This window comes from Streptomyces sp. NPDC031132, assembly GCF_055570595.1.
In genome coordinates, this window is the sequence record NZ_JBVIGX010000017.1 from 55,948 (window position 1) to 71,179 (window position 15,232).

The 15,232-nt window shown below is 67.6% G+C and carries 6 protein-coding genes; 5 read left to right on the top strand and 1 reads right to left on the bottom strand.

The features are described from left to right. The first annotated feature begins 213 nt into the window (after nt 1-213). The 4 genes from ACZ49B_RS24195 to ACZ49B_RS24210 all read left to right on the top strand — a co-directional run bounded on the left by ACZ49B_RS24195 (nt 214) and on the right by ACZ49B_RS24210 (nt 3,741). On the top strand, nt 214-1,458 hold the full coding sequence (locus ACZ49B_RS24195) for a helix-turn-helix domain-containing protein (RefSeq protein ID WP_468309407.1): 1,245 nt from the start codon (nt 214-216) through the stop codon (nt 1,456-1,458). Nucleotides 1,459-1,548: 90 nt separating this feature from the next. Next, nucleotides 1,549-1,878: a DUF6415 family natural product biosynthesis protein gene (locus tag ACZ49B_RS24200; protein WP_468309410.1), complete on the top strand. Its 330-nt coding sequence runs from the start codon at nt 1,549-1,551 to the stop codon at nt 1,876-1,878. A gap of 150 nt (nt 1,879-2,028) precedes the next feature. Continuing rightward, a complete protein-coding gene (locus ACZ49B_RS24205) occupies nt 2,029-2,334 on the top strand; it encodes a hypothetical protein (protein WP_468309413.1) in 306 nt (101 codons plus the stop codon). A gap of 84 nt (nt 2,335-2,418) precedes the next feature. After that, nucleotides 2,419-3,741 (top strand): UDP-glucose dehydrogenase family protein, encoded by a 1,323-nt coding sequence (locus ACZ49B_RS24210; RefSeq protein WP_468309416.1) that lies wholly within the window; start codon nt 2,419-2,421, stop codon nt 3,739-3,741. A gap of 413 nt (nt 3,742-4,154) precedes the next feature. Here ACZ49B_RS24210 and ACZ49B_RS24215 read toward each other — a convergent pair whose 3' ends face one another. Further along, nucleotides 4,155-7,205 carry a VCBS repeat-containing protein gene (locus ACZ49B_RS24215; protein WP_468309419.1) on the bottom strand — a complete coding sequence of 1,017 codons (3,051 nt, stop codon included), beginning with the start codon at nt 7,203-7,205 and terminating at the stop codon, nt 4,155-4,157. 503 nt (nt 7,206-7,708) lie between these two features. Between ACZ49B_RS24215 and ACZ49B_RS24220 the strand changes: the two genes are divergently transcribed. Continuing rightward, entirely contained in the window at nt 7,709-15,187 is a 7,479-nt protein-coding gene (locus tag ACZ49B_RS24220; RefSeq protein WP_468309422.1) for a ricin-type beta-trefoil lectin domain protein, read from the top strand. The last annotated feature ends 45 nt before the right edge of the window (nt 15,188-15,232 follow it).

Genomic DNA, 15,232 nt, shown 5'->3' on the forward strand with positions numbered 1-15,232 from the left:
CGTGACCGCGGCTGCCTGCCTGCACACGGAGGCGTTCCGGGCGGCGCACGCCCACGGTATGGGGCAGACAGCCGTGGAGCGTGCCCTCAACGCGGGTTATGAACCTCAAGTCCGTTGCGGCTGGGGCACTTTCGTACGTTCTGGATCACACAGGACCGGCCTTGCCCCATACCCTGTCAGTGTCGAGCTGCAAGGTAGGAGGGCAAGGCCGCCATGTCACCTGATGCTACCCCCGACCCGTACGCCAACCCGCTGGTCTTCGGCCAGAGAATGCAGATTAACCGCCAGCGCCGCGGACTCACCCAGGAACAACTCGGCGGCCTCATCGGCCGGTCCGGGTCATGGGTCCGGGCTGTGGAATCGGGGCGGCTGAAGACTCCGAAACTGGAGATCATCCTACGAATCGCCGAGGTTCTCCGCGTTCGGGAGCTATCCGATCTCACGGGGGACCAGTCCACGCACACCGCCCTGTTCACCGGCCCCGGCCACCCGCGGTTCGCCGCGGTCCGCGAGGCCCTCAACGCCCTCCCGTTCGCCAGCGACGTCGAGACACCGCCCGCGGCCCACCTCACGGCGCGGCTGGCCCGCGCCTGGCAGGCCCGGCACCAGGCGCCGCGGCACCGTGACGTGGTGGGCGCGCTCCTGCCAGACCTGATCCGGGACGCGCAGGCTTCCGTGCGTCAAGCCGAGACGGTCGCCGACCGCAAGGCGGCGCAGGCGCGGTTGGCAGAGGTGTACTTCCTGGGGCAGTTCTTCTGCGCCTACCAGCCGGACCCTGCGCTCGTCTGGCGGGTCGCAGAACGCGGCATGATGGCCGCCCAGGACTCCGAGGATCCGCACGCCATCGGCCTCGCCGCGTGGCTTACGACGCAGGCCCACCGCGACAGCGCGCACTTGGACGCCGCGGACGCTGTCACCCTGGAGACCCTCCGTTACCTCGACCCCCTCCTGCCCGACGCCGGCGCGGACGTCCGCGCGGTGGCCGGCGCGCTCACCGTCGAGGCCGGGCTGACGGCGGCCCGCCGCGGGGAGACCGGGACGGCGTGGCGGTACTGGGACGAGGCCCGGCATCTTGCAGAGGGCCTGCCGGGCGAATACTTCCACCCGGTCACCTCGTTCTCCCGGGCGGTGATCGGCGCACACGCGGTCACCGTGGCGGTCGAGCTGCACGCAGGCCGGGAGTCCGCGAGGCAGGCGGCCCGGGCGGAGGCGGAATCGATCCCGTCCCGGCCGAGGCGTGCCCGGCACCGGATCGAGCAGGCTCGCGGCTATCACCTGGACGGGCAGCCTGACGTCGCGCTGGCAACGCTGGCGCAGGCGCACGAGGCGGCCCCGGAGACCGTCCAGTACAACGGGTACGCCCGCCGGATCCTTTTGGAGGAGTCCGAGGCCAAGAGTCCCGCGCGCCGCCGCCGTGCGTCTGAACTGACCGCACGTCTGGGCCTGCTGACGGCCTGATACGGGACCGCACGTTCTGTGCGGTCGTACGCTCGCGCCGCCCCTACCGTCGTCTCAACACCCGCTGACGACGGTAGGGAAGCGTCCGGCATGCAGCAGCAGACTCACGTAGCGTTAGCCGCCCTGACGGCCCGGGCGCTTGCCCCGTACGCCACCCGCCCCGACCCGGAGGATGTGGCTCACCTCGTCGATGACCTGATCACCTGCGGTCAGCGCCTTCACGACGAGGTGGCAGACATCCCGGCTGCCGAACAGACGCCGGGGGCGGGAGACGCTCTGGCCGAGTGGGCGTACTGCGTGGCGGCCGGACCTCTCGGGGCCGGTCCGCACGCGAACTGGAACTACGCCCGCGGTCTCGCGCGCACGGTGCGGAAGCTCGCTCGCGGGCTGGAGCAGCACCGCGCGGCGGGCCTCCTGTGACTGAGCTCGGCCGCCAGGTCGCGTACGTCGCGGTCGTGCTCGGGATCCTCGCCGCGATCATCATCGGCACTCACTGACTCCCGCGTCGGGCGCCCGCAGGCCTCCGCCCGACGCCTCGTGACCGACAGCCCGGGCGGCCGACTACCAACCGTGGATCGCGAGGCATACAAGAGGCGCAACGCCGTCGAGATCCCCCCGGTCACCTTCCACCCCGACGCGAAGGCCCTGGTCGTGATCGGGCTGCACGCCGACCGGCGGTGGGTGGCCAAGCGGGGCCGCGCGGCCGGACTCAAGGTGTTCATCGTCGACCCGGAGGGATTCCCCCGTCCGGACGGCTCCTGGTTCGACTACCCGCTCGAGGCGCCGCAGACCGGTGACGTCGTCGTACGTCAAACGGCCGCCGACGCGATCAGCGATCTGGAGCGCCTGCTGCACCTCGACATCGACAACGCCTGAACCCGTGGGCCGGAGAACGGCGCTAGCCTCTGACGCCTGTTCCCCGGCCCCGCAGACGGGCCCTCCCAGAGTGAGAGTCAAGGAATGCGTACTTCAGTAATCGGCTGTGGGCACCTCGGCATCCCGCACGCGGCGGCGATGGCCGAACTCGGCCACGAGGTCATCGGTGTGGACGTCGACCAGGCCAAGGTCGACCGGCTCAACGCCGGGGAATGCCCCATCTACGAGACCGGTCTACCCGAGCTCCTCGCCCGTCACACCGCGAGCGGGCGCCTGCGGTTCACCACCGACATCCGCGAGGCCGCCGACTTCGCCGACCTTCACTTCATCGGCGTCGGCACCCCCATCGACGCCGACGGCCGCTCCTACGACACCGCACAGGTCTACGGGGCGATCCGCCAGCTCGCCCCCCACCTCGACCGGCCTTGCACGATCGTCGGGAAGAGCACGGTCACGGTCGGTACCACCGTCCAGGTCACCGCACTCGCTCAGCGCCTGGCCCCCGCAGGCGAGCGGGTCGACGTGGTGTGGAACCCCGAGTTCCTCCGCGAGGGGCACGCTGTGGAGGACACTCTGCGCCCGGATCGCCTCATCGCCGGCCTCACCACGGCCGACGGCGAGAAGGCTATCCGCGCCGTCTACGCCCCCATCCTGGATGCGGGGGTGCCCCTGTTCGTCACCGACCCGGCCACCGCCGAACTTGCAAAGGGCGCCGCGAACACCTTCCTCGGCCTGAAGATCAGCTACATCAACGCTGTCGCGGACATGTGCGAGGCCGCCGGCGGCGACATCTCCCAGATCGTGGACATCCTCGGCATCGACCCCCGCATCGGGGCCGGCGGGATGAGGCCCGGCATCGGCTACGGCGGCGGCTGCCTCCCCAAGGACGTCCGCGCCTTCACCGCCTCCGCCCGCCAGCTCGGCGCAGACCAGGCCGCCACCCTCCTGCGCGCCGCCGAAGAGATCAACGAGAGCCGCACCGACGTCGCGATGGGTCTCATCGCTCGTGCCATGGCCGACCGGCCGGTCAAGGGCACCCGGGTCACCGTGTGGGGCGCGGCGTTCAAGCCGGGCACCAATGACGTCCGCGAATCCCCGGCCCTCGCCCTGGCCCATTCCCTCCAGCAGGCCGGCGCCACCGTCACCGTTCATGACCCGCAGGCCGTGGCCACAGCCGTGATCCGCAACCCCGAACTCGACTACGCCGACGACCTGCCGACCTCCGTCGACGGCGCCGGTCTCGTCGTCCTGGCCACCGAATGGCCCGAGTACCAGCAGGCCGACGCCCAAGCCCTCGTGGACCGCCCCGCCAACCCTCTGCTCATCGACTGCCGCACCACCCTCGACCCCGAGCCCTGGCGCACGGCGGGCTGGACCGTCCACCAGCTCGGACGACCCAGTAAGTAGAACCGGGCCCCACTGGCCGGGCCCCGCAAGACGTCATCAATCCCTGCAAGGTCATGGAGGTATCGCGCTGTGAACAGTGATGACGTTGTTCTCCGCCGTGCAGGCGACGCCGACGCGCTCGCCGCGGCCGAAGCTGCGTCCTTCGCCGACGCGCTGCCGTCGCTGCTCTGTGCGCTGTGCGCACGACGATGTCGACGTGCGGTCGTGGTTCTCACGCAAACTTGTGCCGCTGTACGCCGCGGACTTGCGCCACGACTGACCGCTGTGTCCTGCCTGCAGCGGCGTCCAAGGCGTCATTCGCGATCGCCGGGCCGGGACGGATGCTCCGGGAATCCATTGACGCAAAGGTGCCCCGTCGGGAACTGGTCCCGGCGGGGCACCTTTACGGGGTTGCGCCGTGGTCTCGCGTCAGGTCAGCCGATCGTGAGGAATCTTCCCCAGGCGTCTTCGTCACGGCCGCTGACATCGCCTACCTGGCGAGTGCCGCCCTTGACGAGGTACTCGAATCCGTCGCCGGCCTGTACCGCCCAGATGTCGGGGATTCCGTCGCCGTTGGTGTCGGGTGTCCCGAGGATCTGGGGGAAAGCCGTCCTGCCCCAGCCCTTGGTGGCGTAGGTGATGTCTGTGCCTTCCTTGGAGTTGGCCGCCGCTTGCAGGGAGGTGATGTCCGCTCCGCCGTTGGCGCCCGGCTTGCCCAGGCGTAGGGCGAGGGTGCGGTCCGCGTTGGAGTTGTCGCGGAAGAGCAGGTCGGGGACCTTGTCACCGTCGGTGTCTCGAACGCCGACGATGTCGCGCGCTGCCCATCCGGACGCCAGCTTGCGGTAGGAGGAGAAGCTGGATCCCGTATAGCCGGAGAAGAACCAGAACCCGTCGCCGTCCAGGGCGAACATGTCCGGCAGGCCGTCTCCGTCGACGTCCTCGGTGACGACGATCTGCCGGAGAGTGGCGGGGTTGGGAGCGCTGAGCGGCAGGATCATCTCCATGCGGCGTCCCACATCGAACTGACCGGTCCCGGTGCCCGGGTAGACGTACATCTTCCCATCGGGCATCCGGGCGATCAGGTCGGTGATGCCGTCGCCGGGGTACCAGTCGGTGGAGTGCCCGATGAGTGCGGGCTTTCCGGTGGCCGGATCCTTCCAGTAGCCAGGCGCGACGGGCTTGCCGTTCTCGACGGCGCCGGGGATGTAGGCGTCTGTGTCCCCGATGTTGTCGCCGGCGTACGTGCGCAAGTCGCCGGCCGCGTCGATGGCGAGGAGGTCGGGGTGTCCGTCGCCGGTGACGTCACCGGGCTTGTCGGTGCCGGCGCGGGGGCTGACGTAGAAGACGTACTCGGTGGGCGGGGAAATGTTCCCGGCCTTGTTGACGGTGCGGACGTAGAGGACGTTCGGGCCGGCGACGTCGACCTGGAGATTGATCGAGGCGAGGTCGTTCTGCCAGGGCCAGGTCTTCTGGTCGTAGACCGGGTGGTTCAGGCTCCACTGGTACTCGCGGATGTCGGCCGCGGCGGTGCCATTGCCCAGGACCTCGATCCACTGATCAGGGGTTCCGGCCGGATTGAGGCTCCACTCCATGCCGTCGGGTCCGGGTGCGGGGAAGTGCGCGGAGCGTAGGGCGGGGCTGGCGGGAACGGTGTGGTCGACGGTGAAGGTGCACCAGCCACCGCCCCCGGAGTCAAGGGGTCCGCTGGCGGACACCCAGCCGTCCCAGTCGGACGTGCGGGAGAGCCAGTGGTACTTGTGTCCGGAGGTGAAGGAGTCCCAGGCGAGGGTCCTCTTGACCTTTCCGTCGGTGGGCCACAGCCATTCGTCGAGGATCTGCGCCCCGGATCCGGCGTCCCAGACCACGATCTCGACCTGCTTGAGGTTGCCGTCCCGGTCGGTGCCCTTGCTCTCGAACATCACTTCGGTTTTGCCGATGCTGGTTCCGTTACCGCTGGTCAGGCACGCGCCGCCCGGGGTGGTGTTCATGTTCTGGGCGAGCGGGGTGTCGGGCGGCGTGTTGTAGATGACGTCGACGTACGGGGCGCTCTCGCCGTTGGCCAGCAGCTTCTTCCAGTAGTACGGGTCCGATTCGTTCGGGGCGGCGAAACCGAGGGACATCGCGCCCCATCGGTTGTTGGCCGCCTCCGTGGCGAGGCCGGTGATGTTGGGCGCCACCCAGTTGTCCGGGCAGGAGCTGTTGTACCCGTAGCCGGCGTCTTCCGTGGCGATCTTCCGGTTCCAGTAGCCGGTGGTGTTGTTCCACGTGCTCGACGAGGTGATAAAGGGCGTCGCGTAGATGTCCATCGGCTTCCGGTCGCAGGACCAGGAATACGTTTGCAGGGCATACACGGCGGCCGACTTGATGCCAGCGCCGTAGAGCTCGCTACCGAAATAGAAATTGAAGATGGAACGGGACGTTCCGCCCGAGGTGGACTCGTACCCGATCCGGGCTTCGTTCGTACCGCTCGCGTTGTAGTTCTGCCCGTTGTAGAAGCTGGAGTTGCCGGCCGTCTTGTAGAGCAGCGTCCAGGAGTGCTTGTGCCCCTTGAACGAGGGGTCCACGAAGACCGGATACACCGTTTCCGGAGCATTGAGGAGGGAACTGTCGGGTGTGAGGGACAGGGTGGCCTCGGTCAGTGCGGCCTTGGCCACCGCCATACGGGCGCCTTCCGCGCCCGCCAGGCCCGCCAGGGCCAAGGTGGGGTGTTGCTTTGCCGTTTCGGTGGGCACCCAGGCCGGCTCGTTGTCGGTGGTGGCGACCTTGCCGGACGAATCCCACATCAGCGGGGACGGAGAGCCCGCCACTTCCTCGCCCGCCTGGTTGCGGGCGCTGACCGCACCGGACTCGGCATCCAGCTGGAAGGCCAGGTCAGGTGAGGCGAGGCGGTACTTCAGCTCGCCGAGCAGGGGGTCGGCCGCGGCCTGCTTGTCCTTGATCACCAGGACGTGCGAGTAGCCGCCGTCCTGCGCCGTGAGCACCAGGTCGATGCCCGGCCGGACGTTTTCGTACAGGGCCCGGGAGGCGTCGATGACCGGTTCGGGCAGTGCGCCGGGCCAGCTGACCACGAGGTCGTGGCCGTCCGTGTTCAGCCGCACCAGGTCGGTCCAGGTCGTGCCCGGGGTGTCCCGGGTCAGCGACGCCCGGGACACCCCGCGCGAGGCGCGGCCGGTCCCGGCGCTGAAGAGGACCCGGCCGTTGACCGCCTTGGCCGCGAAACCGCCTTCCACCCGCTCGAGGCTGGTGTCGATCGGCTTCCACTGCCCGCCCACCTTCGCCCGGATCGCGGACGCGTAGACCTTCTTCCTGAAGAGCCCGCCCGGCTGTGCCCAGGTGGTGGTGTTCGCACTGCGTTCGGCCGTGACCTCGACTTCCTTGCCGCTCTTGTCGGCGAGCCGGCGCGCCTCCGGCGCCGCAACGGGAGCGTCCCGGTCGGCCGGCTTCGCCGTGGGCGCGTCTGCTCCGAGGTGCACACCGACCGGCACGGCGACCGCGAGCGTGAGTAGAGCGGCGAGCCCGCCCAGTCTCCGGCGGCGCCGGAACCAGGGACGGGGCGGAGGTCCGGCTTCTCCTGCTTCAGCGGCTGCTGGCGGGCTCTCGTCCACGGATTCACTGACAGACACAGGCGTACTTCTCCCCCCTCGGGCGCGGACTTCCGCAGCCCTCGGTACTCATGAAACGATTCCGGTCACTGGCCTGAATGCGTAAAAGGCATGCTCCCCGCCCGCCTTTCACGCACAAGAGGCGCGAGCCGAGCATGAACTATCGGTCCGACATCCTCACCCCCCAAATCCCTCAACCCACCTGTCATTTACACCTGATTTACACTGATTGCCCCAACCTATGCGGCCCTTAAAGTGATAAAGCCCACATCGGATATTGGAACCGTGGATTTTCTGACCCGGTGGCCACAGAATCAGCTGGCTAATTGCCAGTTTCCTGCCGTCCGTGCGCCATCGCCGCGGCGGCAGCTCGTGGGGGGGTCCACATGTCGCCGTTCTCGGCGAACAATTTCCACCTGCCCGGAAACAGAAGAGCGCGCGCGAAACGCGCGCGCCTCGCCGGGCGGGCCGGCATCACGCTGTCCGTGCTGCTGATCGCGTCTCTGCTCCCGGTCCAGGCCTGGGCGGCGCCACCCGGCGACCGTACGGGAGTCCAACTGCCAGACTTGCAGCCGGACTTCAAGGCCAAACTGGACCAGGTGGCGGCCGCAAAGCTCGAAGGCTGGGACGGCAAGGCGGCAGCACCGCCGGCAGGGTACGAACCTTCGATGGTGGCACCGCCGGCCGCCGGCAGCGCCAGCGTGGCATTGACGCCGTCCTCCGGTGACGTCGTCCGGGCTGGCACTCTTCCGGTCAGTATCGGCAAAGTCCAGGTACCGGAGAACAGCCCGACTCCGCCCGCCCCGTCAGGCACCTGGTCCGTGGCCGTCGAGTCGCGCGCAGCGACCGAGGCCGCCGATGTCGACGGCGCCCTGATCAAGATCACACCGCCTGCGGAAGGTTCACCTCCCGCCGACGTCCTGCTGGACTACACGAAGTTCAGGGACCTCTACGGCACGGAGTGGGCCACCCGCCTGAAGCTCAAGCAGTATCCGGAGTGCTTCCTCTCGACTCCTCAGCTGCCCGAGTGCTCCGTCTCCAAGGACGTGCCAAGCACCAACGACCCGGTGACCAATACCGTCCGCGCAACCGTCGACCCGGCCACCGCACCCGCTCAGGGCATGCGCACCATGGCCGTGAACGGGACTGCCGGCGGCGGTTCACTCGTCCTCGCTGCCTCGGACGGAGCAGCCGGCGCAGTCGGCAGCTACAAGGCCACTCCTCTGACTCCCTCCGGCTCCTGGACGGCAGGCGGCAGCGGAGGCGGGTTCTCCTGGACCTATCAGCTGAGTGTTCCGCCCGCTCCGGCCGGGCCCACACCCAGCATTGCCTTCTCGTACGCGTCCCAGGCAATCGACGGCCGGACGTCCGTCGCCAACGGCCAGGCGTCGTGGATCGGAGACGGCTGGGACTACACCCCTGGCTTCATCGAGCGCCGGTACCGCTCCTGTGCGGACGACCGCGCGGCCAAGCCGAGCGCGCCGAACAACGACAACACCACCGACAAGAAGAAGACCGATCTTTGCTGGGCCAGCGACAACATGGTCATGTCACTTGGCGGAGGCATGATCGAGCTGGTCCACGACACCACGACCGGGCAGTGGGTTCCCGCCTCCGACGACGGCTCCAAGGTGGAGCGCAAGACGGGAAGCACCAACGGCGCTAACGATGGCGAGTACTGGGTCGTCACGACGCGCGACGGAATGCGGTACCACTTCGGGCGCCACAACGTGGGCACTCACGGCGTCGGCAGCCTGCAGAAGACGGTCACCGACTCGGTCTTCACAGTCCCCGTGTTCGGCAACCACCAAGGTGAGCCCTGCCACCAGACGGCCTTCGCCGACTCCTCCTGCAACCAGGCCTGGCGATGGAACCTCGACTACGTCGAGGACATCCATGGCAACGCCATGGTCATCGACTGGCAAAAGGAAGAGAACCGCTACGCCAGGAACCAGCAGTTCAAGGAGAAGGACCCGGCCAAGGTCCGCTATGTGCGCGGCGGGTACCCGACCAGCATCTTCTACGGTCTGCGCGCGGACAACCTCGCGGGTGCCCCGGCCGCCAGCGTCCAGTTCGGAGTGGAGGAACGATGTGTGGCAGAGGGCGGCGTCAAATGCGGCGATGCCCAGTTCGAGTCCAAGAACTACGGCGACAAGCAGGCCTGGTGGGACACGCCCTCCACGCTGCACTGCAAGGCGGACGCGGAGAACTGCTACAACGCCTCCCCCACCTTCTGGTCCCGCAAGCGGCTCAGCACCGTCACCACCTACGGCCAGCGCACCGAGGGTTCCACGGCCCTGTCCAAGGTGGACCAGTGGGCGCTGACCCAGTCGTTCCCCATGCAGCGCACCTCGACCCAGCCGCCGCTGTGGCTCGAGTCCGTCACGCGCACCGGCTACGGCCCGAAGGACGGCGCGCAGGGCACGGCCCTGCCGGCGGTGTCCTTCCTCCCCAACGTCGTCGACATGCCGAACCGCATACGCACGCAGTCGCAAGACCCCCGGCCCGGCTTCGACCGCCTGCGCGTTGAGACGATCCGTACCGAGACCGGCGGCGAAATCAAGGTCGACTACTCCGACCCGTGCCCTGTCGGCGGTTCCCATCCGGACCCCGACAAGAACAACTCGCGCTGCTTCCCGGTCCACTGGTCCCCGGACACCGACCTGGAGAAGCCGCCGCTGGAGTGGTTCAATAAATACGTCGTCGAGAACGTCACGGAGAAGGACCGCGTCGCGCGCCAGCCCGATGTCACCACGTCCTACACCTACGAAGGCGACGCCGCTTGGGCCAAGGACGACGACGAGTTCACCAAGCCGGAACTGCGCACGTACAGCCAGTGGCGCGGCTACGCCAGCGTTGTCACCAAACGCGGCGTGACCGCGAACGCAGGCAAGCCCGATGCGACCGAGCAGTCTCAGAGCCGGACCCGCTACTTCCGGGGGATGTCCGGCAACGCCGGGCGCCCCGAAGTCACGGTCAAGGACTCCACCGGTACAGAGGTGCTCGGTGTGGACCTGCCACAGTTTCAGGGACAGGCCGCCGAGAGCATCAGCTACGACAAGGCCGGCGGCCGCGTTGTCTCGCGCGTCCTGACCTGGCCGTGGCGAAGCGCCCCGACCGCGACCCGCCCCCGGGACGGCACCACGGCGCTGGAAGCATACCGCCGGGGGGTCGAACGCACCGAGGAGATCGAGACCCTCAGCGACGGAAAGTCCCGGAAGGTGCAGACCCGGCCGTCGTACGACGGCACGTACGGCCTGACCGAAAGCGTCCAGGTCGCGGCCCTGACATACGACGGGACCAGTTGGACGACGGCTGAGCAGGCGTGCACGGCCACCAGCTATGTCCACAACCCCGACAAGAACCTGATCGGCCTACCCCAGCGGGTCACCAAGACAGTGGGTGACTGCACCCAGGCCAAGACCGGGGCCGTCCTCGCCGACGTCCGCACCTCCTACGATCAGAAGGACGCGTTCGGCACCGCACCGGTCAAGGGCCTTGTGGCCCAGGTCGACAGCCGCGACGCGGCGGGTACGGGCTGGATGACGACCGCACGCGCCGAGTACGACTCGCTCGGCCGGGAGATCAAGAAGTACGACGCCGAAGGGACGCCGTCATCCTTCTCCTTCAGCCCGTCCACGGGCCCGGCGTTCGCCGTCACGTCGACGAACGCCCTCGGTCACACCACGACGACCAAGGTCGACCCTGCCCGCGGGACCGTACTCGAGGCGATCGATGCGAACGGCCGCAAGGCCACCACGGCCTACGACGATCTCGGCCGCTCGGTCGCGATGTGGACGCCGTCGCAGAACCCTGCCTCTGACCCGGCCGCCTACAAGTTCGAGTACCAGGTCTCCGAACACAACACGCCGACCGTGACCGCACATGCGCGGCAGGACGACAGCTCATACACCACTTCGCTCACGATCTACGACGGCCTGCTCCGTCCGCGCCAGACCCAGTCCGAAGCCCTCGGCGGCGGCCGCCTCATCACGGACACGCTGTACAGCGCGAATGGCACCGTCAGACAGACCAACAACGGCTACCACGCCGAAGGCGGTCCGGATGCGAAAATCTTCGTGCCGGAGTCGATGACGGCCGTCCACAACTCCACCCAGAGCGCGTACGACGGCCTCGGCCGGTCCGTACAGTCGACGACCCTCTACGACGGAGTGCCCAAGCAGTCCAGCACCACTCTCTACGGTGGCGACTGGACGCTCTCCCGTACCGGCATGTCCGCAACGGGCACGACACCGCTACCGGGCAGCCGCGCGGTCAAGACCACGACCGATGCCTTCAACCGCACCACAGCGGTCGAGTACTACACGAGCACCGACCTCGCAACCAACCCCAAGCCGAACAAGACGGTCTACACCTACGACGTCCGCGGCAAACTTGCAAAGGTCACAGACCCCGCCGGCAACAACTGGACGTACACCTACGACGCGCGCGGCCGGATGACGTCCTCCGACGACCCCGACATGGGCAAGTCGACCTACACCTACAACAAGCTCGACAAGCAGGTCTCCGCCACCGACTCCCTCGGCCGGAGCCAGTACACGACCTACGACGTCCTGGGCCGCACGACGGAGCTGCGCGACAACGCGCCCGACGGCCCCCTGGTCTCGTCCTGGACCTTCGATACTCTGCCCGGCGCCAAGGGTCTCCCTGTCGCCTCGACCCAGTACTGGGGCACTGCCGCGTACAGGAGCGAGGTCACTGCATACGACGCGGAGTACCGCCCCACCGGCTCCAAGATCACTGTGCCCCAGACGCCCACGACCACGGGCCTGGCCGGCACCTACGCCTACAGCACCACCTACACCCCCACCGGCAAGGTCCAGTCGACCACGGTCCCGGCAACACCAGGCGGCCTCGCGGCGGAGAAACTCATCACCCGCTACGACGCCGACGGCATGCCTCTGAGCATGTCGGGTCTCGCCTGGTACACAGCCGCGACGATCTACAGCCCGTACGGCGAGGTCCTGCGCACGACGTCCGGCAGCGCGCCCAACCGCGTGTGGTCGAGCAACCGCTTCGACCCCAACAACGGTCGGCTTCTCTCATCGACGAATGACCGTGAAACGTCCAGCCCCAACCGGATCTCGGCTCTTTCCTACACCTACGACGCGGTCGGGAACCCGACCTCCATCACCGACACACAAGACGGCGGCCGCATCGACCGCCAGTGCTACAAGTACAACCCCATGGGCCAGCTGGCCGCGGCCTGGACCGGCAAGACCAAGGACTGCACCGGCCCGAGCCTGAGCGATGTCGACCCCGGTCCCGACCACGACGGCTACTGGCAGGAGTACGAGTTCGATGCGATCGGCAACCGCACCAAGCTCGTCAACCACGACCTGACCAGTGCGAGCCTGGACGACGCGACCACGTACACGTACGGCGTGAGTGTCGCGGGCAACGGCACCCAGCCTCCCACGACCACTCAGCCGCACGCTCTGGCCAAGGCAGACAAGACCACCAGAACACCCGGCTCCGTCGTCAGCTCTGTCTCCACCTACACGTACGACGCTGTCGGCAACACCAAGACCCGGCGCATCGACGGCGACACCCAGACACTGAACTGGGACCGACGCAACAAGATCACCTCTGCCACCAGCCCCGGCATCGGCGCCGTCGCCGTCACCGGCCTCTCCGGCAAGTGCCTCGATGTCGAGAACGGCCAGACCGCGGACGGTACCCCGGTCCAACTGACGTCCTGCAACGAATCCAAGGCCCAGCAGTGGCGCCTCAGCGGCAACACCGTCCAGGCTCTCGGCAAGTGCCTTACCGCAGAAGGCGGCGCGGCTCGGCTGTACACGTGCAAGGCCGACGACGCTCGGCAGAACTTCACCTACAAGGCCGAAGACAAGACCCTGGTCAGCCAGGGGGGCCAGTGCGTCACGGTCCCCAACGACAACGCCGCCGACGGCAACGACCTCGGCGTTGCCGCGTGCCGCACCGGAGCTACAGCTCAGCAATGGGCCTTCTCGGATACGACCTCGTACCTCTATGACACCTCGGGCAACCGGGTCGTCGAGGCAACCGGCAGTTCACGAACCCTCTACCTCGGCGAAGCCGAGATCACGGTCAACACGGCCGGGCAGGCGATGGACGCCGTCCGGTACTACGGCGGACCCAGCGGAGCCACGACCGTCCGCCGCACCGGCGGCAAGAGCAAGGACCACAAGCTGTCGGTCCTGCTCGCCGACCACCACAACACCGCCACGACCAGCGTCGACCAGAGCGCCGGACAAGCGATCACGCGCCGCAAGTCCGATCCCTACGGCAACCCGCGAGGCGGCCAGCCCTCGGACTGGCCCGGCAACCGCACGTTCCTGGGCACCGGGGTCGATGACAACACCACGGCACTGACCCACATCGGCGCCCGCGAATACGAGCCCTCCACGGGTCGGTTCATCTCCGTCGACCCACTGATCGACATCACCGACCCGCTCCAGATGAACGGCTACACCTACGCCGGCGGCAACCCCGTCTCAGGTTCCGACCCGACCGGTCTTCGAACCGAGGAGTGCGGGACGCTCTACGACTGCCATGGCAATACCGTCATCACAGCCTCCAACTCCCACGACATCACCTACGCCTCGCCGAGCCAGCAGATCCGGTACTACGAGACACACGCACCGGCACCGGACTACCACGGTGGTCGCGGCGCCAGGGACGAGTCCTGGACCTTTACCAGGTACATCGAGCAGGTCTACGTCAACCAGGGCATGAGGTACCCGACAGGATTCGACTTCCGGCCGGGCCACTTCCTGGCCGGTGTGGGCCAGGGAATGCTTGACCTGGCCGACAAGGCGAACCCGGTCACGGCCATCAGCGGCGCCCTGGGCGGCCCAACCAACGGCAACATCTACCGCTCCGCCATGCAGAGCCTGGGCCTGGACACCCACCATGTCGACTACCAGGTCGGCGAGATCCTCTCACCCGTACCCGGGGGCGGCGCCCTGAGGGCGCTGGAGAAGACGGCAGCACGCTTCGAAAAGACTGCGGTGCAAGCCGAAAGGGCCGAGGCGAAAGCAGCAACGACCTGTCTCACGCACAGCTTCACTCCGGGGACGGAGGTCCTGCTTGCCGACGGAACCGGCAAACCCATCGAGGAGCTGACAACCGAGGACGAGGTCCTCGCCACCGATCCCGAGACGGGCGAAACCTCGCCGAAGGCGGTCACCGCCGCGATCCTCACCGAAGACGACAAGACCTACGTCGACGTCGCCGTGGAAACGGCCGATGGCGTCAAGACCATCACCACGACGGAGCACCACCCCTTCTGGTCGGAGACCACCCACACCTGGCTGGACGCCGCGGCTCTCACGCCGAGTACGCAACTCCGCACCGATGAGGGCACCACGGTCGCCGTTGTCACAATCCACATCTACGAATCGACGAAGCGGACCCACGACCTGACCGTGGCAGACCTGCACACGTACTATGTGCTCGCGGGGGCTACTCCGGTGCTCGTCCATAACTGTGATATCGGCGATGGCTATCTTTACCGAGGCGTCTCCGATGGTCACCACCAGCTTCCCGATGCGCTTGAAGGTCGAGCTGTTCCGTTCGGGGGCCACTCAGAGCCTTGGATGCATGTCGGTGGCAATACAGGGAGTGAGATGACTTCTTGGACTCACGATGTCGATATAGCCCGCGATTTTGCTGAAGAAAATGGCCCGGGTGGGGTAGTGCTGCGGATCCGTCATGCGGATGTCCCGAACAGGGATGTTCAGGTTCATGACACTGACCTCGATGGCAGTTGGTTCGAGCAGGAGCATCTACTCTTCGGCACTGTCGAAGCGCCAGAGATCAGCATAAATCGTGGACAGTGGTTCAATCCACGAGCGCGGTAGGGGTAAGAATGGACAGAGGTGAACTAGCACGAGCATTCGCCGGTG